The 21,832-nt window shown below is 69.8% G+C and carries 19 protein-coding genes; 9 read left to right on the top strand and 10 right to left on the bottom strand.

Annotation, left to right across the window (positions count from 1 at the left end):
* Nucleotides 1–7: 7 nt before the first annotated feature.
* The 3 genes from ABIE45_RS04240 to ABIE45_RS04250 all read right to left on the bottom strand — a co-directional run bounded on the left by ABIE45_RS04240 (nucleotide 8) and on the right by ABIE45_RS04250 (nucleotide 3,294).
* Nucleotides 8–1,048: an aldose epimerase family protein gene (locus ABIE45_RS04240; protein WP_192710387.1), complete on the bottom strand. Its 1,041-nt coding sequence runs from the start codon at nucleotides 1,046–1,048 to the stop codon at nucleotides 8–10.
* 4 nt (nucleotides 1,049–1,052) lie between these two features.
* Nucleotides 1,053–2,330: a nuclease gene (locus ABIE45_RS04245; protein WP_192710386.1), complete on the bottom strand. Its 1,278-nt coding sequence runs from the start codon at nucleotides 2,328–2,330 to the stop codon at nucleotides 1,053–1,055.
* A 64-nt stretch (nucleotides 2,331–2,394) separates the two neighbouring features.
* Nucleotides 2,395–3,294: a hypothetical protein gene (locus ABIE45_RS04250; RefSeq protein WP_373622159.1), complete on the bottom strand. Its 900-nt coding sequence runs from the start codon at nucleotides 3,292–3,294 to the stop codon at nucleotides 2,395–2,397.
* Between the two features lie 292 nt (nucleotides 3,295–3,586).
* Here ABIE45_RS04250 and ABIE45_RS04255 point away from each other — a divergent pair, with 292 nt between their 5' ends.
* From ABIE45_RS04255 to ABIE45_RS04265, 3 genes are read left to right on the top strand one after another with little or no spacing between them, the layout of a single operon-like run.
* Nucleotides 3,587–4,540 carry a lipid kinase gene (locus ABIE45_RS04255; protein ID WP_192710385.1) on the top strand — a complete coding sequence of 318 codons (954 nt, stop codon included), beginning with the start codon at nucleotides 3,587–3,589 and terminating at the stop codon, nucleotides 4,538–4,540.
* Entirely contained in the window at nucleotides 4,537–5,307 is a 771-nt protein-coding gene (locus tag ABIE45_RS04260) for a TerC family protein (RefSeq protein ID WP_192710384.1), read from the top strand. Before ABIE45_RS04255 ends, ABIE45_RS04260 begins: the two co-directional genes overlap by 4 nt.
* Before the next feature lie 17 nt (nucleotides 5,308–5,324).
* On the top strand, nucleotides 5,325–6,125 hold the full coding sequence (locus ABIE45_RS04265; RefSeq protein ID WP_192710383.1) for an ABC transporter substrate-binding protein: 801 nt from the start codon (nucleotides 5,325–5,327) through the stop codon (nucleotides 6,123–6,125).
* A gap of 186 nt (nucleotides 6,126–6,311) precedes the next feature.
* Here the strand turns inward: ABIE45_RS04265 and ABIE45_RS04270 are convergent, their stop codons facing one another.
* The 6 genes from ABIE45_RS04270 to pth form a co-directional block, all read right to left on the bottom strand.
* Entirely contained in the window at nucleotides 6,312–7,400 is a 1,089-nt protein-coding gene (locus ABIE45_RS04270; RefSeq protein ID WP_192710382.1) for an aldo/keto reductase, read from the bottom strand.
* A gap of 54 nt (nucleotides 7,401–7,454) precedes the next feature.
* Complete coding sequence (locus ABIE45_RS04275; RefSeq protein WP_192710381.1) at nucleotides 7,455–8,444, bottom strand: MaoC/PaaZ C-terminal domain-containing protein; 990 nt, start codon at nucleotides 8,442–8,444, stop codon at nucleotides 7,455–7,457.
* Between the two features lie 145 nt (nucleotides 8,445–8,589).
* Complete coding sequence (gene ychF, locus ABIE45_RS04280) at nucleotides 8,590–9,687, bottom strand: redox-regulated ATPase YchF (protein ID WP_192710380.1); 1,098 nt, start codon at nucleotides 9,685–9,687, stop codon at nucleotides 8,590–8,592.
* Between the two features lie 15 nt (nucleotides 9,688–9,702).
* Entirely contained in the window at nucleotides 9,703–10,158 is a 456-nt protein-coding gene (locus ABIE45_RS04285; protein WP_192710379.1) for a PIN domain-containing protein, read from the bottom strand.
* Entirely contained in the window at nucleotides 10,142–10,369 is a 228-nt protein-coding gene (locus ABIE45_RS04290; protein ID WP_192710378.1) for a hypothetical protein, read from the bottom strand. The genes ABIE45_RS04285 and ABIE45_RS04290 overlap by 17 nt, the downstream gene beginning before the upstream one ends.
* Nucleotides 10,370–10,414: 45 nt before the next feature.
* Entirely contained in the window at nucleotides 10,415–11,023 is a 609-nt protein-coding gene (pth, locus tag ABIE45_RS04295; RefSeq protein WP_192710377.1) for an aminoacyl-tRNA hydrolase, read from the bottom strand.
* A gap of 235 nt (nucleotides 11,024–11,258) precedes the next feature.
* Here pth and ABIE45_RS04300 point away from each other — a divergent pair, with 235 nt between their 5' ends.
* On the top strand, nucleotides 11,259–11,489 hold the full coding sequence (locus ABIE45_RS04300; RefSeq protein ID WP_192710376.1) for a hypothetical protein: 231 nt from the start codon (nucleotides 11,259–11,261) through the stop codon (nucleotides 11,487–11,489).
* A 42-nt stretch (nucleotides 11,490–11,531) separates the two neighbouring features.
* Here the strand turns inward: ABIE45_RS04300 and ABIE45_RS04305 are convergent, their stop codons facing one another.
* On the bottom strand, nucleotides 11,532–13,700 hold the full coding sequence (locus tag ABIE45_RS04305) for an FUSC family protein (protein ID WP_192710375.1): 2,169 nt from the start codon (nucleotides 13,698–13,700) through the stop codon (nucleotides 11,532–11,534).
* 1,081 nt (nucleotides 13,701–14,781) lie between these two features.
* Here ABIE45_RS04305 and ABIE45_RS04310 point away from each other — a divergent pair.
* The 5 genes from ABIE45_RS04310 (at nucleotide 14,782) to ABIE45_RS04330 (ending at nucleotide 21,831) form a co-directional block, all read left to right on the top strand.
* A complete protein-coding gene (locus tag ABIE45_RS04310; protein WP_192710374.1) occupies nucleotides 14,782–15,534 on the top strand; it encodes a bacteriorhodopsin in 753 nt (250 codons plus the stop codon).
* A gap of 65 nt (nucleotides 15,535–15,599) precedes the next feature.
* The gene (locus ABIE45_RS04315) at nucleotides 15,600–16,499 is read left to right on the top strand and encodes a Brp/Blh family beta-carotene 15,15'-dioxygenase (RefSeq protein ID WP_192710373.1); all 900 of its coding nucleotides are present in this window, start codon (nucleotides 15,600–15,602) and stop codon (nucleotides 16,497–16,499) included.
* Nucleotides 16,500–16,937: 438 nt separating this feature from the next.
* The gene (locus tag ABIE45_RS04320; RefSeq protein ID WP_192710372.1) at nucleotides 16,938–17,177 is read left to right on the top strand and encodes a hypothetical protein; all 240 of its coding nucleotides are present in this window, start codon (nucleotides 16,938–16,940) and stop codon (nucleotides 17,175–17,177) included.
* On the top strand, nucleotides 17,174–19,432 hold the full coding sequence (locus ABIE45_RS04325) for a PAS domain S-box protein (protein ID WP_192710371.1): 2,259 nt from the start codon (nucleotides 17,174–17,176) through the stop codon (nucleotides 19,430–19,432). Before ABIE45_RS04320 ends, ABIE45_RS04325 begins: the two co-directional genes overlap by 4 nt.
* 140 nt (nucleotides 19,433–19,572) lie before the next feature.
* Nucleotides 19,573–21,831, top strand: a complete 2,259-nt coding sequence (locus ABIE45_RS04330; protein WP_192710370.1) for an ATP-binding protein — start codon at nucleotides 19,573–19,575, stop codon at nucleotides 21,829–21,831.
* Nucleotide 21,832 lies beyond the last annotated feature (1 nt).

Consider the following 21,832-nt stretch of genomic DNA (forward strand, 5'->3'; position numbering starts at 1 on the left):
CGCCGCCTCACGCCACCGAGAACCGGAACTCCGTGCGCGCCGCGAAGGTCTCGCCCGGTCGCAGCACCGCCGACGGAAACGCCGGCTGGTTCGGGGCGTCCGGAAAGCTCTGAGTCTCGAAGCAGACCCCGTCGCCGGAGCGGTAGATCCGGCCCGACGGCCCGATCAGCGTGCCGTCGAGGTTGTTGCCGCTGTAGAGCTGCAGGGCGGGTTGCGTGGTCCAGACGTCGAGGCGGCGCCCGCTCTCTGGATCGGTGCATCGGGCCGCCGGCCGCAACGTCCCGGCGGGACCGCGCAGCACGAAGGTGTGGTCGTACCCCTTGGCGATGGCGAGCTGCGGGTCGCCGGCCCGGATGCGGGCCTCCAGCGGGTGCAGCATGCGGAAGTCGAACGGGGTGCCGGCGACCGGCCGGAGCGCGCCGGTGGGGATCTGGGTCGCGTCCGTCGGGGCGAAGGCGTTGGCGTCGACCTGCACGACGTGGCCGAGAACGCTCCCCGTTCCCTCACCCGCGAGGTTGAAGTAGCTGTGGTTGGTGAGGTTCAGGACCGTGGGACGGTCGGTCGTGGCCGCGTAATCCATGCGCAGCACGCCGTCCGCGGGCAGGCTGTAGCGCACCCGGACGTCGAGGTTGCCTGGAAACCCCTCTTCGCCGTCCGGAGAGCGGCGGGCCAGGGTGAGGCTGGTCGCGTCGGCGCCCTCGACCCGCCACAGGCGCTTGCCGAAGTTCCGCGGGCCGCCGTGCAGCGTGTTGGGGCCCTCGTTCACCGGTAGCCGATAGGTGTGCCCGTCGAGGCTGAAGCGCCCGCCCGCGATGCGGTTGGCGTAGCGTCCGATCACCGCGCCGAAGCTCGGGCTCACGGTCTCGTATCCCCTCAGGGTGTCGAGGCCGAGGACGACGTTGGCCGAATGTCCGGCGCGGTCCGGCACCTCGATCCGCGTGATGACGGCGCCGAATTCGATGATGTCGACGCGCAGGCTGCCGCGGCTCAGGCTGTGGCGGCTGACCGATCGGCCGTCCGCCGTTGTGCCGAACGGTTCGACCGGCATCCGGCTAGCGCTTCCAAACGCCGAGCCGCTCGCTCCGGGCATGGTCCTCGGCCGCGACCAGCTCCGGGCTCGCCTCCGGGGAGGCGCGGCCGCCGCCGTTGAACAGCACCACCTCGGAGAGGTCGCGCCCGTCCACGAGGCAGTTCATGGTCTCGCTGCCCGGCGCGGGCTGGCAGGTCACCGTCCGGCCGCCAATGTAGCGGGCCAGCTCGTCCGCCTGACCGCCCCGCACCCACTCGACGCCGAACAGATGGACGACCTTGCCGCCGACCTTGAGGGTGGCGGTATCGATCACCTGGACCGGCCCGGTCACAGCGTTGGGCGAGGGCGGCGGCGTGTCGGGCTCGGGATCGCCGCCGGTCTCAGGGGGTGGGGTCACCGTGTCGGGAACAGGGGCGGCCGCGGGCGCGCCCCGGGATGCGCCGCTCGGCGTGCCGGCCGGGGCGGCGGACGAGGACGCGGCCGGCTCGGGCGCGGCGGGCCGCGCCGTCTCGGGCGGGCGGCTCTCCAGGACGAGCCCGGCCGCGACGACCGCCACCAGGGCGGCCGCGCTCGCGCCCGCGAGCCAGCGGCGCTGCCGGCGGGCGGCTTCGTCCAGATCGTCCCGGCCGAAACGCAGCCGGTCGCGCAGCCGCTCGACGCCGTCGCGCACCGTCTCGCCGAAGCGGCCGGCTCCGGCATTCCAGGCCGCCACCGGGTCCGATCCGGGGGCCGCGGCCGCGGCATGCCCCTCGGGCTCGCCGGCGGGACGGGCCAACCGGCCGCGCAGGCTTGTCCGCAGGGTCGCGAACCGGCCGGCGGCGTTCTGGGCCAGCGCCCGGCCCTGCACGGAGGAGCGCTCGGCCAGCGAGCGGGCGCGCTCCGACTGGGTCTCGACGAAGCGCGCCGTCGCCGCCTTCATCTCGTAGGCGCCGCTGAGCAGCGGCGAATCCCGGGATTCCTCGACCGGGGCCGCCTCAGGCTCGGGCTCGGGCGGCAGGAACAGGGCCGGATGCCGCTCCTGCAGCTCCGCGACGAGATCGGCCAGCGTCATCGGCTCGGACGTGTCGCCGCGCAGGCGCACGGCGCCGTGCCGGTCGAGCACGCGCAGGCCGTTTCCGGCCGCGTCGGTCACGGTCGCGGCTTCCGCCAGGAGTTCAAGGGTCCGCACGGCCACCGGGCGCGGGCGCGCGCGGGCGATCTCGGCCCGGATCGCCGCGCGGAGGGCGGTGCGACCGGGATCGTCGAGCGCCGGACGCGCCGGCTCCGCTTCCTGCTTCGCCACCACCGTTGAAGACGTCATACACCCGATCCCGGCATCACCACGCGCCGCCCGCGACGGCGCCGCAGGCCGCCACGCGAGGCTCTTACGCCTTGCCGGGCGACGGAGCCAGGGTGCCGGCCTGGATGCTCCGACGCAGGACGCGCCCGGTCTCGCCCAGGATGTAAGGCCGCGTGCCCGCGAAACCCACCTCCAGGACCAGCTCGGCCTCGCCGCTGGAGACCGCACCGCGGCCGGGATTGGCCGTGCGGAAATCGACGAGCGCGCGGATCGTGCAGGTTTCGGCATCGCAGGCGGCGTGCATCGCCCGCGGCTCGTAGCGCCGTTCGGGCCAGCGCTGGACGAAGCTGCGCTTCTCGGCGACGAGGCCGGCCGTCGTGATCGGCCGTCCGTAGAAGCGCACGCGCGTCGCGTAATACCGGGTCGCGGCCCCCACCATGGTGTCGCCGGAGGCCGAGACGGTGTCGAGGTAGCTGGCGGTCAGGGCCCGGGCCGCGGCCGCGCGCTCGGCCGAGGCGGGTGCGGAGACCGGGGCGAAGGCCGCCGGCGTCGCGGCGAGGCGGTGCGGGTGATGCGCGGGGCGGCGCAGCGCCTCGCGGGCCGGTGGCCGCTCCAGGGCGGCGGCCCGCTTCGGGCTCGGCGCCCGCGTTCCGGCGGCCTTCGGCAAGGCGTCCTCGGCGGCCTCCGGCCTGGCGGCCTGGCGGACGGGTTCCGCGTCGCGCGTGCCGGCAGGCCGGCTCTTCGCCTGCTGGGCGGCCTGCTGCTCCGTGGGCTTGTCCGCCGGCACGGTCCTGGCCTGATCCGTCGCCCTAGGGGACTCCTTCGCGGCCCCCGCGGCCGGCGTGGCGGAGCGCGGCGGCGGATCCACCCAGGCCGACCGGGCATCCGCCCCCTGCTGCTGAGCCGACGCGGCGCCCGTGAAGGCCAGAGGCAGGAGCAGGCCGAGCACGAGGGTTTGGGGTCGAGCGGGACGGGTGGCGGACATCGGTGCCTTCCTGGCGGCCGGAGCGATCAATGGGGAGAATGCGCCCGCCCGTCGAAGGGGTTCCACGATCGTTTCGGGCGCGCCCCCATCCTGACGTATGGGACGGCGGCGACCAGCCCTGGATTGCGGGGATGATGGGGTTGCGTTCGTGCGTTTGGGTACCAAGTCGGGGACAGTCTTGGCCTTCGGCCGTTCCCAGGCTCCCATACCGCCCGCCTCCGCCGCGCATCGAGGATCCCTTGGACCGTCCCGAGACCGCTTCGCCCCCAGGCCCGCATCCCGGGAACGCCCGATGAGCATCAACCCGCGCCGGGCCCTGCTTCTCTGCAACGCCAAGGCCCGCAACGGCGCCCTCGATCTGGACGAGGTCCGGGGGATCCTACGCGCGGGCGGCATCGAGCCGGAGGAGCCGCCGCCGGAGGCCGATTGCTGCGACGTGATCCGTGACCGGGCCGGCGCGGTCGACATGGTGATCCTGGGCGGCGGCGACGGCACCATGAACTACGCCGCGCCGGCCCTGGTGGAGAGCGGCCTGCCGCTCGCGATCCTGCCGCTCGGCACGGCGAACGACCTCGCCCGGTCCCTGAACCTGCCGCTCGACCCGCTCGCGGCGGCCCGCTTCATCCCGACCGCCGAGGCACGCCCGGTGGATCTCGGCTGGGTCAACGGCCACTATTATTTCAACGTGGCCAGCGTCGGCTTCTCGGCCGAGCTCGCCGGCGAGCTCACGGCGGAATCGAAGAAGACCTGGGGCGTGCTGGGCTACGCGGTCGCGGCCATCCGCGTGCTGCGCCGGGTCCGGCCCTTCACGGTGACGATCGAGCATGACGGGGTGGTCGAGAAGGTCACCACCATCCAGGTCTCGGTGGGCAACGGCCGGCACTACGGCGGCGGCATGACCGTGGCGGAGAGTGCCGCGGTCGACGACGGCAAGCTGGATTTCTACAGCCTGGAGATCAACCACTGGTGGCGGCTGCTCGCGCTGCTGCCGGCCCTGCGCCGGGGCACGCATGGGCGCGCGGCCGACGTGCGGGCCTTCCACGCGCAGGAGATCCGGCTCTCGACCCGCAAGCCCCGGCCGGTGAACACCGACGGCGAGCTGACCACGCACACGCCCGCCCATTTCAAGGTCGTCCCGAAGATCCTGCGGGTCTTCGCCCCCGAACCGGTGCGTGGGCCCACCCCCTTCGATCTCACCACCCTGGGCAAAAGCCTGTTCCCGACCAGCGAGGCCCCCCGCCAGTGACCGACCTGATCCAGCTCGCCAGCCAGCCCGCCGTCTGGGCCGCCCTCGCCACCCTGGTGGTGATGGAGGTGGTGCTCGGGGTCGACAACCTGATCTTCATCTCGATCCTGACCAACAAGCTGCCGGCCGATCAGCAGACCCGGGCCCGGCGCATCGGGATCGGGCTCGCCCTGGTCCTGCGGCTGGGGCTGCTCGGCACCGTGGCGTTCATCGTCCATCTGACCGAGCCGGTCTTCTCGGTGTTCGGCCAAGCCTTCTCGTGGCGCGACCTGATCCTGATCGGCGGCGGCCTGTTCCTGCTCTGGAAGGCCACCAAGGAGATCCACCACACGGTGGATCCGGAGCCCGAGGCGGCGGGAGCGGCCGGCGGCAGCCTCGGCTTCGGCGCGGCGATCGGCCAGATCCTGCTCCTCGATCTCGTCTTCTCGATCGACTCGATCATCACCGCGGTGGGCATGACCGAGCACGTGCCGGTGATGATGATCGCCGTGGTGATCGCCGTGGTGGTGATGCTGGTCGCCGCCGAGCCGCTCTCGGCCTTCATCGCCCGCAACCCCACCGTGGTGATGCTGGCCCTCGGCTTCCTGATCATGATCGGCATGACGCTGATCGCCGAAGGGTTCGGGGCGCATGTGCCGAAGGGCTACATCTACACCGCCATGGCGTTCTCGGCGGGCGTGGAGGGCCTCAATATGCTGGCCCGGCGGCGACGGCGGTCCGCGCAGGGCGAGGCGCGGGTGCCCGCCGGGCAGACGCGGCGCGCCTGAGGCCGAGACCGATGCTCATGCGGCGGCGCGCGGCCCTCGGCCTGCTCCTGCTCCCCGCCCTCGCCCAGCCGGCCCTCGCCCAAGCGGAGACGCGACAGATGGTGCCGGACGCGGCCGTGCTGCACGACCTCGCCCCCACCGGCACGCTCCGGGCGGCGATCAATCTCGGCAATCCGGTCCTCGCGCAGGCGGGCCTGGACGGGCCCGCGGGGGTTTCGGTGGATCTCGCCCGGGCGCTCGCCGCCCGGCTCGGCGTGCCGGTGGCGTTCGTGACCTATTCCGGGGCGGGCGCGGTCTCGGGCTCGGCGGGAACGGGCGCCTGGGACATCTGCTTCCTGGCGATCGATCCGAAGCGGGCCGAGGGCATCGCCTTCACGGAGCCCTACGTGCGGATCGCCGGCCGCTACCTCGTGCCGGCCGCTTCGGCGATCCGGAGCCCGGAGGAGGTCGACCGCGACGGCGTGCGCGTCTCGGTGGGCCGCGGCAGCGCCTACGACCTGTTCCTGACCCGCGCCCTGAGGCACGCGACCCTGGTGCGGGCGCCGACCTCGGCCGAGGCGGTGACGGCGTTCGCGCGCGACGGTCTCGAGGTCGCGGCCGGCGTGGATCAGCCGCTCGCCGCCTACGCGGCGTCGCATCCGGAGGTGCGGCTGCTGCCGGGGCACTTCATGGCGATCCCGCAAGCGATGGGCTTGCCGGTGGGACGCGCGACGGGGGCGGCCTATCTGGCGGATTTCATCGCGCAGGCGAAGCGCGACGGGCTGGTGCGGCGCGGCCTGGAGGCCAGCGGGCAGGATCCGGATCTGGCGGCGCCCTGAGGGGCGTCACGCGGCGCGACGAGGGCTCTCGTCGACACCGGCGGTTCCATAGGCCCTCGACCGCTGAGCCGTCATCGCCTTGGACTCCGCTGACCCCAACCCGTGCCCTCATCCTGAGGCCTCCGCTACGCTCCGGCACCTCAGGATGAGGATGCGGGTCGGATGGGCCCGCGCGATCCGGCCGCCTCAGCGCACGCCGGGCCGGCCCGATTCCGCGAGCTGCTGCGCCCGGACGCCCTGGCGCTCGAACATCCAGCCCGGATACTCGGCCGGCAGCGCGCTCACCGCGTCGAGGGCGTCGAGTTCCTCGCCGGTGAGGCTGAGTTCGGTCGCCGCGATGTTGTCCTCCAGCTGGTCGAGGCGCTTGGCCCCCACGATGACGCTGGTCACCGCCTTGCGGTGCAGGAGCCAGGCCAGCGCCACCTGGGCCACCGAGACGCCGCGGGCCTCCGCCACATTGCGCATCGCGTCGATGCAGGCTTCGGCCCGGGGCCGGTCGACCGGCGGGAAATCGAAGCTCGCGCGCCGGCCCTCGCCTGCGCCGCCGGAATCCTTGCCGCCGGAATCCTTGCCGCCGGAATCCTTGCCGCCAGAATACTTGCCGCTGAGCAGGCCGCCGGCCAGCGGGCTCCAGACCAGGAGGCCGAGCCCCTCCGAGTGCAGCATCGGGACGATCTCCCGCTCCAGGTCACGGCCCGCGATGGAATAGTAGGCCTGCAGGGTCTCGAAGCGGGCGAGCCCGGCCCGCGCGCTGATCCCCAGCGCCTTCACGATCTGCCACGCCGCCCAGTTCGAGACGCCGACGTAGCGGACGTGGCCGTGCTGCACGAGGATGTCGAGCGCCCGCACCTGCTCCTCGATCGGGGTCGCCGGGTCGAAGCCATGGATCTGGTAGAGGTCGATATGGTCGAGCTGGAGCCGCTTGAGGCTCGCCTTGCAGGCGTCGATCAGGTGCAGGCGCGAGGCGCCCTTGGCGTTGGCGCCTGGGCCGGTCGGCCCGTAGCCCTTGGTGGCGACGACGACGCTGTCGCGCGGGACCTTGAGGTCGCGCAGAGCCTGGCCGGTGATCTGCTCCGAGAGCCCTTCGGCATAGACGTCGGCGGTGTCGATGAAGTTGATCCCGGCCTCGAGCGCCCGCCCGACGAGGCGCCCGGCCTCCGCCTGGTCGAGGGCGCCGATCTGGCGCCACATCCCGGCTCCGCCCCCGAAGGTCATGGTGCCGAGGCAGAGTTCCGAGACGAACAGCCCCGTGTTGCCGAGCTTCTTCTGGTACATGCCTGATCCCGTCCGTTTCCCTGGCGACAACGCGCGGCACCGGGCCCGGTGCGCTCAGGGCTCCCAGCGGTGGAACACGGCGCTGTCGAAGGCGAAGACCGGCTCGCCGCGCTGGTTCACCCCGGTGTTGCGGGCAAACGCCAGCCCCCAGCCCGGCCGCGAGGCCGAGGCGCGCTTGTCGGTGAGCCTGGCGCTGAACCGGACCGTGTCGCCCGCGTAGACCGGCTTCAGCCAGCGCAGATTCTTGAACCCGGGGGAGGGGCCCGCCTCCGGGATGGGACCCCGGGTTGCCGTGTAGCCGGCGTCGCGGGCGCGGGTCGTGAGCATCCGGTTCATGTAGGCGGCGGCCGTGTGCCAGCCGGAGGCGCAGAGGCCGCCGAAATGGCTGCGCTTCGCCGCCTCGGGGTCGAGGTGGAAGGCCTGCGGGTCGTAGGCCCGCGCGAAGGCCACGATCGCCTCGGCGGTGAACGCGTAGGCGCCCAGCTCGCGCACGGCGCCGATCTCGGCATCCCGCAGGAACGGCAGGATCTCGGCATCGTCCGGCTCGGTGACCGGGCCGGGCTCCCCGATCGCGACGGGCCGCGGGGGCAGGGGATCGGTGCCGCGGCGGGCCAGCATGAAGGTGAAGCGCTGGGTGAGCACCGTCTCAGCCCGCTGGTTGTCGAGGGCGACCTCGGCGGTCACGAAGCCGAGGCCGGGCTTTGTCGCCGAATCGCGCATCCCCACGACCCGGAAGGTCAGCGTCAGGGCGTCGCCGGGCAGGACCGGGGCGAGCCAGCGCAGCTCGTCGATGCCCGGGGCGCCGAGCGACGAGCCGCCCTTGAACGGTCCCTGCTGGAGCAGCCGCATCCCGAGCGCCGCCGTGTGCCAGCCCGAGCCGATCAGCCGGCCCGCGAAGGTCGTCTCGGCGGCCGTCTCGTCGATATGGAACGGCTGGAAGTCGAACGCCGTCGCGAAGCCCACGATGGCGTCGCGGGTGACCGTCAGCGGCGCCCCGACGATCACGTCGCCGACGGAGAAGTCTTCGAGGGCGGGATCCGGCATGGCGGGCTCGTCTCGTTGATCAGCGGGGATCGGGATACGCCGTCTTTGCGAGCGGAGCGAAGCAATCCAGTGGCGCCACGCTGCCGGGCGGTCCCGCTGCCCTGGGTCGCTTCGCTGCGCTCGCGATGACGGGGTGGGGCCGACCTCAGTTGGCGAAGCGGAAATGCAGCACGTCGCCGTCCTGCACCACGTACTCCTTGCCCTCGAGCCGGAGCTTGCCGGCATCCCGGGCCCCGGCCTCGCCGTTGAGCGCCGTGTAATCCTTGAACGCGATGGTCTCGGCGCGGATGAAGCCCTTCTCGAAATCCGAGTGGATCACCCCGGCCGCCCCGGGGGCGCGGGTGCCCTTGGTGATCGTCCAGGCCCGCGCCTCCTTGGGGCCGACCGTGAAGTAGGTCACGAGGCCGAGGAGGTCGTAGCCGGCGCGGATCACCCGGTTGAGGCCCGGCTCGGTGAGCCCCACCGCCTCCAGGAACTCGGCTTGGTCGGCCTCCGGCATCACGGCGATCTCGCTCTCGATTTTGGCCGAGACCACCACCGCCACGGCGCCCTCTTCCTTGGCACGGGCGACGACCGCGTCTGAGTAGGCGTTGCCCTTGTCGGCGTCGCCCTCGTCAACGTTGCAGACGTAGAGGACGGGCTTGGCGGTCATCAGGCCGAGCGACTGGAACAGCTTCTCCTCGTCGGGCTTGCGCTCCACGAGGCGAGCGGGCTTGCCGTCGCGCAGGAGCGGGAGCGCGCGGTTGACGAGGTCGAGGGTTTCCTTGGCCTCCTTGTCGGCGCCCTTGGCCTTCTTCTCCAGGGCGACGGCGCGGCGCTCCAGGCTGTCGAGGTCGGCGAGCATCAGCTCGGTCTCGATCGTCTCGATGTCGGCGGCCGGATCGACCTTGCCCTCCACGTGGGTGACGTCGCCGTCCGTGAAGCAGCGGACCACGTGGGCGATGGCGTCGACCTCGCGGATATTGGCCAGGAACTGGTTGCCCAGGCCCTCACCCTTGGAGGCGCCGCGCACGAGGCCGGCGATGTCCACGAAGGTCAGCCGCGTCGGGATGATCTCCTTCGACGATGCGATCCGGGCGAGATCCGTCAGGCGTGGGTCCGGCACCGCCACCTCGCCGACATTCGGCTCGATGGTGCAGAACGGGTAGTTCGCCGCCTGGGCAGCCGCCGTCTGCGTCAGCGCGTTGAAGAGGGTCGACTTGCCGACGTTCGGCAGGCCGACGATGCCGCATTTGAAGCCCATAGGTCCGTTCCGTGATCAGGTTCGTCGCAGCACATCGTCGGGCGACGTGCGGAAAGGGTTGATAAGGGTAAGGCCGTCGAACACGGCGCCATGCGCCATATCCTCGGTCAGAAAGTAGCGGCATCCGGCGAGCTGGGCCGCAGCCACCAGAAGACAGTCGAACCACTGATAGCCGAGATTCTTGCGGACGAGCCATGCCAGTTCCGCGTCGTCTTGGTCGATCGGGCGCACTCCCCAGGCCCCGATCGTCTCGACCTCGGCCTGAACGTCGCCCAGCGAGCGCCCCGGCTCGTTCTTAAGGATCCAGCGCGTCAGTTCGTTGAGAACCTGAAGATTCGTGCGGGCGCCGCCCACATCGGTGATGGCGGCCAGCCAGGCCCGTGCCCGCTCACGCTTGTCGGCGTTCCGGTTGTCGCGTGCGTAAACCAGCACATTCGTATCGATGAAGATCGGCTCAATCGTAAAGTTCATCGCGCGACGGTGCTTTGCCGTTGTCGTCCGTCAGATTCATGAGAGGACCGGCCAGGAAGCGCTCGAGCGCCTCCCGCTGCGTTAGGGGCCGGCCGACCCGCTGCTCGACGGCCTCGGCCACGAAGCGCGACAGGCTCTTGCCGTCGCGCGCGGCGGCGACGCGCGCCCGCTGCAGCAGGGCCTCGCTCATCGTCACGGTGACGTTCTTCATGGCAGCCTCCACGGCCGATCCATATCGTGCCCCCGTGTTTTCGTGTCAATTTTTCGCGCCGAGCGTCTTCACGTCATCCCAGCCGCGGCCGGCCATGGCGAGGTGGACCTTGTTCTGGAAGCTCGCATCCTCACCGGCGGCGAGCAGCGCGGCGTGGTCGGCCACCGCCCGGCAGAGATCCTCGACCCAGGGCTGCTCGGCCTTGCCGAAATCGTTGAGCACGTAAGAATGCACCAGCGCCTTGTCGCCGGGATGGCCGATGCCGAGCCGGACCCGGCGATAATCGTTGCCGCATTGCGCGGTGATCGAGCGCAGGCCGTTATGGCCGGCATTGCCGCCGCCGACCTTCACCCGCAGCTTGGCCGGGGCGAGGTCGAGCTCGTCGTGGAGCACGATCACGTCGCCGAGCGGGATCTTGTAGAAGCGCTGCGCCTCCGAGACCGAGCGGCCCGACTCGTTCATGAAGGTCGTAGGCTTCAGGAGGATCGCCCGCTCCGTGCCCAGCACCACCTCGGCGGCCTCGCCCTGGAAGCGGTGCCGGAACGGGCTGGCCCGGTGCTGCCGGGCGATGGCGTCGACGGCGAGGAAGCCGATATTGTGCCGGTTGCCCGCGTAGCGCGCGCCCGGGTTTCCAAGGCCGACGATCAGCCGCATGGTGGTTGCATCCCTGTCAGGCCGCGGTCTCTGGCACGCTTCCGCGCGCGGCGCATCCCCCGTGCGCCAGCGCACGGCGTCGGGCGAACCCGAAGCAGTACATCCCCGTTGAGAGGTCACATTCGGCCAAGCAAAGCCCGAGTGATCAAGACCGCCGCACCGACGATCTTCCTCACCCGACACGGTTGACCGGATGACTTCCCGTTGAAGTCATACGAAACACCAAGAGATCATCATGACGATCCGCATGCTCGCTGCCGCCGCCCTGGTCGCCGCGGCCGCCACGCCGGCCCTCGCGCAGGGCCTGGACTCGAAGCACTCGCCCTACCCGGCCTCCGCCTATTCGGGCTGGATCGGCAACGCTCCGGTGGTGACGCAGGCCCCCGCCGATTACGGCCGGCCGCTCGCCTACCGCTACGCCGGCCCGCATGCCGGCGGCCCGGCCAACGCCCTGCCGCGCTACTGACGCCGCGGATCCCCGGATCGTCCGGGGTCCCGCCGCGCCAGCCTACCGGGTCACCGACACGGTCGGCGGCCCGGACGGCGTGGCCATCCCGGCCACGGCCGCCGCGCGGATCTGTCCGGGACGCAGCGTCCCGGCCAGGAGATCGACCTGGCTCACCAGCCGGGTGAGGGACTGGCCCTGGTTCAGGTCGGGCCGCTCCGGAAGCGGCAGATCGGCGCCGAGTGCCGCCAGCGTCGTGGTGATCCAGTCCCGCCAGATCCCGGTCCTCGGGTCCGCGGCCTCGGGGGCGTGCCGCAGCACCGTCAGCCGGGCGCTGATCCGGCGCAGGGTCGCGTCGGCCACCAGGGCGGATTCCACCTCCGGGTGGTGGCCGGCCCGGGGCTGCTGCAGGGCGCGCGACAGCGCCGCCTCCAGATCGTTGAGGGCGAGGCCGGCCGCGCGGGTGCTGGCCAGGAGCGCGGCCTCCCGCTCCGGCCCGGGGGCGGCGCGCAGCACGGCCTCGGCGAAATCCGCATGGGCCTTCAGCGCCCGGCGCAATTCCTGGCGGACCTGGTCGGGCTCCCAGATCGGCCAGAGCACCAGGCAGCTCGCCACCGCGATCAGCCCGCCGAGCACCGTGAAGCCCGCCCGCATGGCGACGATCTCCCAGGAGCTGTGGCCCGGCTCCAGCAGCTCGACCAGCAGGACCACGAGCGGGGTCAGGCAGGTGACGAAGAAGCCGTACGAGATCTGGCGTGCCGCGAAGCCGACCACGCTGAGCACGAGGATCAGGCCGGCCTCCATCAGCGGGGTCGTGGCGTAATAGGCGAGGACCGCGCCCGCGAGCCCGCCCAGCACCGTGCCGCCGATCCGCTCCAGGGCCCGCTGCCACGTCGCCGCGTAGAAGGGCTGCATGGTCAGCACCACGGTCATCACCAGCCAGTGCGTGAAGGCGCCCGCGTAGCTCAGGGTGGCGGCGAGCGCCGGGGCCGCGACCGCGCTCGCCCGCAGGGCATGGCGCAGGTTCGGCGAGGCCAGGGTGAAGTTCTGCTGCAGCGGCCCGACATAGCGGGTCCATCGGTCGAGCCGGCCGCCCTCGGTGAGGGTGCCGCCGGGCCGGTAACCCTCCGGCGCCGAGAGCTTGGCGCCGATGCGCACGCGCCCGACGATCCGGTCGGCGAGCCCCGCCAGGATCGGGTCGGCCGAGAGCCCCTCGGCCACCCGGGTGATCGAGTGCTCCAGGCGAGCGAGATCGAGGTCGACATCGTCACGGATCGCCCGGGCGATGGTCACCAGCAGGGGGCGCAGGCGGCGCAGGAAAGTTTTTGCCAGAGCACGGCGGCGCGGGTCGGGCCGGCTGTCGATCAGCTCACCGACGGCGATCAAGGCGGAAAAGATCTGCTCGGCGCTCTCCAGGCGCAGCAGCGCCTGGGCGGTGCGGTCCGAGACGCGCTCGCGGGAGCGGGCGAGGTCGAGGATCATGGTCCGCGCGGTCTCGATGCGCGCCCGCACGCCCCGCCGGTGGCCGCGGGCATGGCCGTCGAAGGCGGCATTGTCGGGCTCCAGCAGGGCGACGAGCCGCTCGAGATCGCCGCAGAGCCGCGCGAGGTCGTGCCAGACCTCCGCCACCGCCCGGTGGGCCGGCCGGTAGGGATGCAGGCGCCAGATCACGAGGGCCAGGAAGGTCGCCCAGAGACCGCCGGCGGCGAACATCAGCACGGTGATGCCGGCCTGTTCGGGGTTGAGCGGCCGGTCGAGGGCGATGCACAGCACCACCACGAGGACGTTGCCGGCCGACTGCGCCTGCACGCTCCAGACCCGCGCGTACGCGCAGGCGAAGATCAGCGCGCAGGCGACCGGCACGACCACGGGCAGGCCCAGGGGCTTGAGCAGGCCGAGCGCGGCCCAGAGCAGGCCGCCGAGCAGCGAGAAGGCGGTGAGCACGCGCAGGCGCGCCCGCATCGGCCCGCCATTGTCGCAGAAGCAGGCGAGGTTGGCGGCGAGTGCCATGGTCAGCAGCGGCGGCCACTGCACCCAGATATTGAGCAGGATGACGACGCCGAACGCGAAGGCGGCGCGCACGCCCTCCACGAGCCGCAGGCCCCGGAGGTCGAGGCCGGTCGGCAGGCGCCGCAGATCCGCGCCGGGCCGGTTCAGGCTGCCCCGGCCCGCGTCGCGTCGGCGGCTCCGGGCGCGCGCGGACGGTGGTTCTGTGGGACTCGGCGCGGTCAAGCTCGGTCTCCGGACACGGGCGCGGCGCCCCGGCATGAACCGCATCCGGACCTGTCCGGATCCGTCCCGTTTCGCAAGGCCCCCGCCGCGCGCAGGCGGGATCCGTGCCGGCCGCCGATCCGTCCGCCGGCCGGTGCGTGCGCCCGAGCGAGTGCTTGACCCTCGGGCGAGCCCGTGGCTTCTGGGGCCTCCTGACTCCGTAGCTCAGCTGGATAGAGCAGCCGCCTTCTAAGCGGCCGATTGCAAGCTCCGCCGGCACGCTTTGTCCTTTGCAGAGCAGTCTCTGGACAGACGCCTAAGCCCGACTCGGACGGTATTCGGACGGCCATTTCCGCGCTACATGGCGATCAAACGGTATGTGGTGGCGCTGTCAGACGGCTGTATCGCGAGCGTGCCCGGGGCGGCTCATGCCCTCAAGCTGTAAGTCCCCGGACGTGGGTGAACCGGCCAAATCGGGCCAGAGGGCCTAGCCTCTGGTAGGGGGTCAGACGTCTTTCGACAGCTGTGATCCGAGGCCGTATGGCCGGACGGTCTTGGAAAGAGGTCGATCCCGTTTTCAGGAGGGTATTTCCGCCGGACCGGTGAGCTGCGAGGTTCGCACGCGTGTGCGAAGCTCCCAAAATCGAGTTTTCATTTCGCCATCTAACGGCGCGCAAACCTTTGACCCGGAGCTGCCCTAACGGCGCGAGCTCACAACCCAAAGCCGGCTTCAGAAAGTCCGCTGTCGGGTGGTCGGATTTGAAGCTGACCGACCGAAGTTGGCCGTAAGCGGCCTGTCCGCTTCGGAGATTGTCCGCGGGAAAAGCGGACGGCCTCCCATCGACCCATAGCGGCCGTACTTGGAGCCCATTCGCCCACCCTGAAGCGGACGTCCGATGCGCCCCGGCTGTAAGTCGTCGGATCACGAACCCGCGACTTCCCTAAGCGGAAAACACGCTGCCAAGCCTTTGGCAAAGGCTGCGGCTCAGATTTGGCGCAACTGCGACAATCATCCTACGCAACGATCTCGTTCCAAGCCTCTTGGGCAGGGTGCCGCCACGTTCGTGCGCGGCTCTTTCATCCCTATCCCAATGAGACATCGATGACGCCTCAATTCTGGCTGTGGCTCGGCTTCGCAGGCATGGCGGCAGGAGCTGCCGCGATCCTATTCATGGCAAAGCGGCGGACACCCGCCGAAGAGGCCGATGGGATCATCCACGGGATCGTGCCGATCATCGCAGCCTGCTCCTACTTCGCTATGGCCACGGGACAGGGAAGTCTCGTCCTCCCCGCCGGTCCCGACGCGGCAGAGGCTGCGCGCCAGTTCTACTTCGCGCGCTACATCGACTGGACGTTCACCACGCCTCTGCTGCTCGTCGGGCTCTCGCGCACGGCGATGCACTCTGGCATGCGCCGGCCGGCAGTTGTCTGGGGGCTGATCGGCTCTGACCTGATCATGATCGTGACGGCCCTGGCCTTTGGCCTGTCCGACGTCGCCGCGGTCAAGTGGACGTGGTTCGCCATCTCCTGCGGCGCGTTTCTCGCCGTGTTCTACGGGATCTTCGTGCAATTGCGTGAGGAGAACGCCTCTGAGCGCGCCGATGTGCGCAAAGCCTTCGTGCGTAATGCCGTGTTCCTCACGGGAGTGTGGTCGGCCTACCCGATCGTCCTGCTTGTCGGTCAGGACGGCCTCGGCATCCTATCGCCGACTGCGGCCCTGGCGGTGATCGCCATCCTCGATCTGACCGCCAAGGTCGTCTACGGGATCATGGCGACCCTGGAGACGACGCGCGCCGTCGATCGCGACCTGAAGGATGGATCTGTCGCTACCACGCCGCTGCGCCGGGCGGCCTGAAGCGGATGGCGGCTCCGTCGTCTTTCTCCCTCCTCGGGGATGCCGCCGGCGCGAGCCGCCACCGCATGCCTTCACTGTGGCCTCGGCTGCTGCAAGGCGCCAGCGTGCTGGCTGTGCTCGGGCTGGTCGCCTCTGCCTTTCTGCCGCGTGAAGTCTCTTGGCTCGTGGCCCTAACCGCGGTGATCGTTCTTGGGGTTCCCCACGGTGCCCTGGACGGCGCGGTGGCGGCGCCGCTGCTGCGCCCCCGATACGGGCGTGCATGGTTCGGGGTCTTTGCCATCCCGTATCTCGGTCTCTCCGCGCTAGTTCTCTCGGCTTGGCAGGTCCTGCCTCTTGCAACCCTGGCGGGGTTCCTGGCTGTATCGGTTCTGCATTTCGGCGAGGAGGACGCGGGCCCGGGCAGACCGATCGAGGCGCTCGTGCGCGGGGGCCTACCGATCGCACTGCCAGCGCTGCTACGCCCGGAGGAAACGGCGCAGATCTTCTCGGTCGTTGCGCGTATGCCGATGCCGCAGCTCCCCACTTGGTGGTCAGCCGCAGCGTGGCTCTGGCTTGCCTTGACAGTGGCTTGGCTTCTGACGCGCCAAGCACGGTGGAACGTGCTCGGTGAGATCATTGGCTTGGCTGCGACCTTCCTGGCGCTACCACCCCTAACGGCATTCACCCTGTACTTCGTCGGCCTTCATGCGCCCAGGCACATGCTCGCTCTGGTGCGAGACCCGATCAAGGCTCCTGGCGTTGATACGATACAGCGGGCCGTCCGCACGTCGCTGCCGATCTTCGCCCTGACCCTCCTACTGGGCGCTGGCCTCTGGCCGCTCTATGCCTCTGGCTCATCTGATGTGTCGGCCAATCTTCTGACCGTGACGCTCCAAATGTTGTCGGCCCTGACCGTCCCGCACATTCTCCTCGACCACATCGCAGCGCGGCATCAAAGCCGTCCAGACTATGAGCCGCCGCGGTGAGCGCGATGCTTCGAGGATCATGTCGGTTTAAGCCAAGGCGAGCCTCCAAGCCGACCTTCCCCTTTCCACCCCACCTAGGCGTTCAGTGGCGCCAGCGAGCGTTGCCGGTAGTGGCCGAAAGCGGAATGGCTGCTTCTGAGATGGTCTGCTGGAAAAGCGGACGGCCACCTATCGACCCATGCCAGCCGTTCCGACAGCCTTCGGCGCTTCCCGAGAGCAGTCATTCGGTGGCCATTCAATAACTTCGGTTTGGGGTGGGTAGCCAGCATCCGGCTAGGCAACTGGAACACTATCGGCGCCCTCGCACCGCCAAAACCAGCACACGGGCGCCGAGAGTCCTAGACCGCTCAAAAAGCCAAGCGAAGCCTTAGCTAATACTAAGCTTGTAACACCTAGGCTTCGCTCATATAGAAAAGCGCTCTTGCATAAGGTTCCATGATGACTGACCCGCTCAGTGCGACGCGCTCTGACGTGCAGCTCTGCGTGACGCTTCCTGCTCCCGTTCGAGAAGCGATTCGCCAAGCGGCTAGGAAAGAGGGCATCACCGTCCGTACGCTTCTGCTGCGGGCGTTGCGAGATGCAGGCATCTCCGGCATCGCCGACGAAGAGCTCACGGACAGGCGTGCCGTCGTGGCCGCAGTCAAGGCGCGCCTCTATCGCGAGGCGGGACATCGGTGAGCGGGTCGGCTTCGACGCAGGCTAAGAATGAACGGTCGCATGGACGCGGGTTCCATGCCGCGCACCTGCACGCGGTTTTGGAGAGCACCACCGACTATGCCTTCATCGGCATGGACCAGGATCGCCGAGTCACCGGCTGGAGCTCCGGTGCCGAAACCCTGATGGGCTGGACGGAAGACGAGATCCTCGGCCGGTCTGCCGACCTCATCTTCACGCCGGAGGACCGCGAGGCCGGTGCGCCCGACGCGGAGGAGCAGAACGCCCGCGCCAGGGGGCGAGCCCGCGACGAACGCTGGCATCTGCGCAAAGACGGCTCCCGGTTCTGGGCCACGGGAGAGCTCATTCGAATCCGGGCTGCGCCTGGCGGGTTCGTTAAAATTCTTCGCGATCAGACTGAGTGGAAGCGTTCAGAGGAGCGTCTGCGCGAAAGCGAGGACCACCTTCGACACACAGTCGAGCTCAATCCGCAGGTGCCCTGGACCTGTGACCCGCAAGGTAACATAACTTCCTACTCGCAGCGCTGGCTCGACCTGACGGGTCAGGTTCCAGGCGAGCCGGACGGCACGGGCTGGCTCAAGGTCCTGCACCCAGACGATCTTGATCCAACGCTCGCTGTCTTCTCCGCCAGCTTGATCTCAGGCGAGCCGGTGGATGTCGACTACCGCATCTACGTCGCGGCCGCCGGTGTGTATCGGTGGATGCGCGCCCGCGCCTACCCGCGCCGGAACGATGCGGGGATGATCATCCGCTGGTATGGCGTCGTTGAAGACGTCCATGACCGCAAACTCGCCGAGCAGGAATTGGTGGCCAGCGAAGCTCAGCTGGCCCGCGAGCGCGAGGTGCTCTCCGCCATCATCCGGCAGGCGCCGGTTGGCATCTCCATCTCGGAGGCTCCGAGCGGACGCTCACTCATTCTGAACGACAAGGCCGTCGAGATCACCGGCCATACCGAAATGGGCCACAGCGTCGAGCGCTACCTTGCATACGGTGCTCGCCACCCGGACGGCCGGCCATATTCCGTCGATGAATACCCCAGCGTGCGCGCGCTGCTGCGCGGCGAGACCGTCGTCGATGAAGAGGTCGTGTACTGTCACGGTGGCCGCGACGGAACCGGACCATGTCGGCGGTTGTCGTTCAACAGCGCTCCGGTTCGGAACGACGCGGGCGAGATCATCGCCGCCGTGACGCTGATCGAGGACGTTGAGCAAGAGCGCCTACGACAGGAGGCTCTGCAGCGGAGCGAAGCGCTCAACCGCGCCATCACAGAGCACGCGCCCGACGCGCTGTTCCTGCTCGACGCTAAGGGGCGCGTCACCGTCGCCAACCCGGCCGCCTCGCGCCTGCTCGGCTGGGAACCAAGCGAGCTGATCGGTCGAATCCTGCACGACGTTGCGCATCACCACCACGTGGATGGAAGGCCGTACCCCGCTTGCGAGTGCCCGCTGTCTCAGGCGCACGCCTCTGGATCTGTCCTTGAAGGACACGAGACAACGTTCTTCCGTAAGGACGGCAGCCCGGTCGAGGTCCTGTGCTCGGCGGCGCCTATTCTCGCCGACAGCGAGGTCATCGGTAGTGTCCAAGTTGCTCACGACATCACGGAGCGCCGCCGCGCCGAGGAGCACCAGCGCCTTCTGGTCAATGAGCTGAACCACCGCGTGAAGAACACGCTGGCCACGGTGCAAGCTATAGCAGCGCAGAGCGTGCGGAATGCCGCCACGCCTGAGGACGTACGCCAAGCTTTAGAGCCGCGCCTGCTAACCCTCGCGCGGGCGCACGACATTCTCACGCGCGAGACTTGGGAGGGTGCTGACCTGTGGGACATCGTCGGCTCCGCGGTCGACCTGCACCAATCCTCAGGACCGACGCGCTTCAAGACACAAGGTCCGCCGGTTCGGCTGGAGCCCAGGATCGCGCTGGCATTGACGCTGGCGCTTCACGAACTCGCAACCAACGCGGTGAAGTACGGGGCGCTCTCGAACGAGACGGGCTGGGTCGAGATCGTCTGGAAAGTTGAGGAGCCAAACGGCGGCCCGCACCTTAGTTTGGAATGGCGCGAGACCGGCGGTCCGACGGTCGTGCCTCCGAGGCGAAGAGGCTTTGGATCTCGCCTCATCGAGCGCAGCCTTGCCGGCGAGCTTGGAGCAGAAGTCCGCCTCACCTACAAACCAGCCGGTGCGAGCTGCACTATCGACGTTCCACTGGGAGGGGGCGCTGGCCAGCCGGCAACTCGTCCTCTGGCTCGCTTCTCGACCTGATGACCGTCAGACGGGCGTTTCGGCACGATTAGCCCAGCAGCCTGCGGCACCGGCGCTTTCGACCCATATCGGCATCCGCGTCGGGCTGGTAACAGGACGGTCGGGGCCGCCGACGGCCCACGCTTTTACGGGATCCAGGCTTGTACCAGCGCAGCGATGCGGCCCAGAATGACGTCGACCTGACGGCCTGCGACCGCGAGCCGATCCATATCGTGGGCAGTGTCCAGCCGCACGGCTTCCTGCTCGCCCTCGACCTGCCTGTGCTGCGCATCGTCCAGGCCAGTGCCAACGCCCCGGCAGCTGCCCAAGTCGGCGCCACGCTCTCCAGCGCCTTTCCCGAGCTCGACGCCATCGTCCGGCACTACCTCGACGGCCACAGGCAGCAGGACGGTGCAACATACCTGCGCACGGTCACGCTCGGATCCGGGAGTACGCGCCAAGCTTACGAGGTCGCCGCGCACCGGGTCGACGACCTCGTCGTGCTGGAGCTGGAAGAGACGGCTGACTCCTCCGGAGACGCCGGTCTCGATGCGCTCACGCCGCGTCTGCGCGCCTTCGTCGAGCGCCTTCACGCTGCTCGCTCCGTCGAGGACCTCTGCCAACTCTTGGCACAAGACATTCGCCACGTGACTGGCTTCGACCGAGCCCTGGTCTATCGGTTCGACCGAGACTGGCACGGCACGGTGCTGGCCGAGGACAGCAACGGCGTCCTGCCGAGCTATCTCGACCTGCGCTTCCCGGCCTCCGACATCCCGGCGCAAGCGCGCGAGCTCTACCGCCGCAACCGCCTGCGCATCATTCCCGACGCCAACTACGTCCCGGTGCCGGTACGGCCGACGACGACACCGGAGGGCGAGCCCCTCGACCTCAGCCAGTCGGTGCTGCGCTCGGTCTCGCCGGTCCACGTCGAGTATATGCGCAACATGGGCACGATGGCGTCCATGTCGGTCTCGATCCTGGTCGACGGTGCGCTCTGGGGACTCGTCTCCTGCCACAACCGGGATCCCAAGCGGGTGCCGCTCCAGGCCCGCAATGCCTGCGACGTCCTCACCCAGATCTTCGCGCTGCAACTCTCCGCCAAGGTTCGCGGCGAGCAGGCCGAGCAACGGCTGGCGCTCGGTGCCGTGCAGGTGAGGCTGCTCGGCTACATGGCTGAGGAGGAGAGCTTCGTCGACGGCCTCCTCAACCATCCCGACGACGTCCTGGCTCTGGTGAACGCCTCGGGCGCAGCCGTCGTGACGGCCGATCGCTGCCGGCTGCTCGGGTCGACGCCCCCGGAGGGCGAGGTCCGTGCGCTGTACGACTGGCTGTCAGCCCGCGGTGACGCCGACGACGTCTTCGTGACCGACGCGCTGGCGGAAGGCTTCCCGCAGGCCGCGGCAGTCGCGGACCGCGCCAGCGGTGTCCTGGCGATCTCCGTCTCGAAGAAGTACGCCAGTTACGTCCTCTGGTTCAGGCCGGAGGTGGTGCGCACCGTGAAGTGGGGCGGCAATCCGGTGAAGGCCGCGCGGCCGGATCCCGGTGGCGGACCCGACCGGCTGCACCCCCGCAAGTCCTTCGAGACCTGGAAGGAGACCGTGAAGGGCCGCTCCCTGCCGTGGTCCGTCCCGGAGGTTGAGGCGGCCAAGGACCTGCGCGCCTCGGTGCTCGGCATCGTGCTGCGCCGGGCGGAGGAGCTCGCCGCGATGAGCGAGGAGCTCCAGCGCTCGAACAAGGAGCTGGAGGCCTTCTCCTACTCGGTCAGCCACGACCTGCGCGCGCCGTTCCGGCACATCGTGGGTTACTCCAACCTGCTGAAGACCCGCGAGGCGCCGAACCTCTCCGAGAAAGGCCGGCACTACGTCGAGACCATCATCGAGGCGGCGCTCTCGGCCGGCACCCTCGTCGACAACCTCCTGACCTTCTCGCAGATGGGCCGGCATGCGTTGAACAAGGTGTCCGGCGACCTGAACGCCTTGGTCGAGGAGGTTCGGCGCAAGGTCGAGCGCGATGTCACCCCCGACCGGACCGTGCGGTGGGAGGTCGGACCCCTCGGCCGGGTGCACGCCGACCCGGTCATGTTGCGCCTCGTCATCGAGAACCTGCTCTCGAACGCGGTGAAGTACAGCCGCGACAGGCCGGAGGCGGTCATCGAGATCGGGCGTCTGCCACCGCAGGACGGCGAGGCGGTGTTCTTCGTGCGCGACAACGGCGTCGGCTTCGACATGGCCTATGTCGGCAAGCTGTTCGGTGTGTTCCAGCGCCTGCACCGGGTCGAGGAGTTCGAGGGCACCGGTATCGGGCTGGCCAACGTCCGCCGCATCGTCGAGCGTCATGGCGGCCGAACCTGGGCCGAGGGCGACTTAGGTAAAGGCGCCACCTTCTACTTCACCCTACCCATCCGGGAGGAGGCGCGCTGAG

The organism is Methylobacterium sp. OAE515 (assembly GCF_041806315.1).
GTDB lineage: Bacteria > Pseudomonadota > Alphaproteobacteria > Rhizobiales > Beijerinckiaceae > Methylobacterium > Methylobacterium tardum.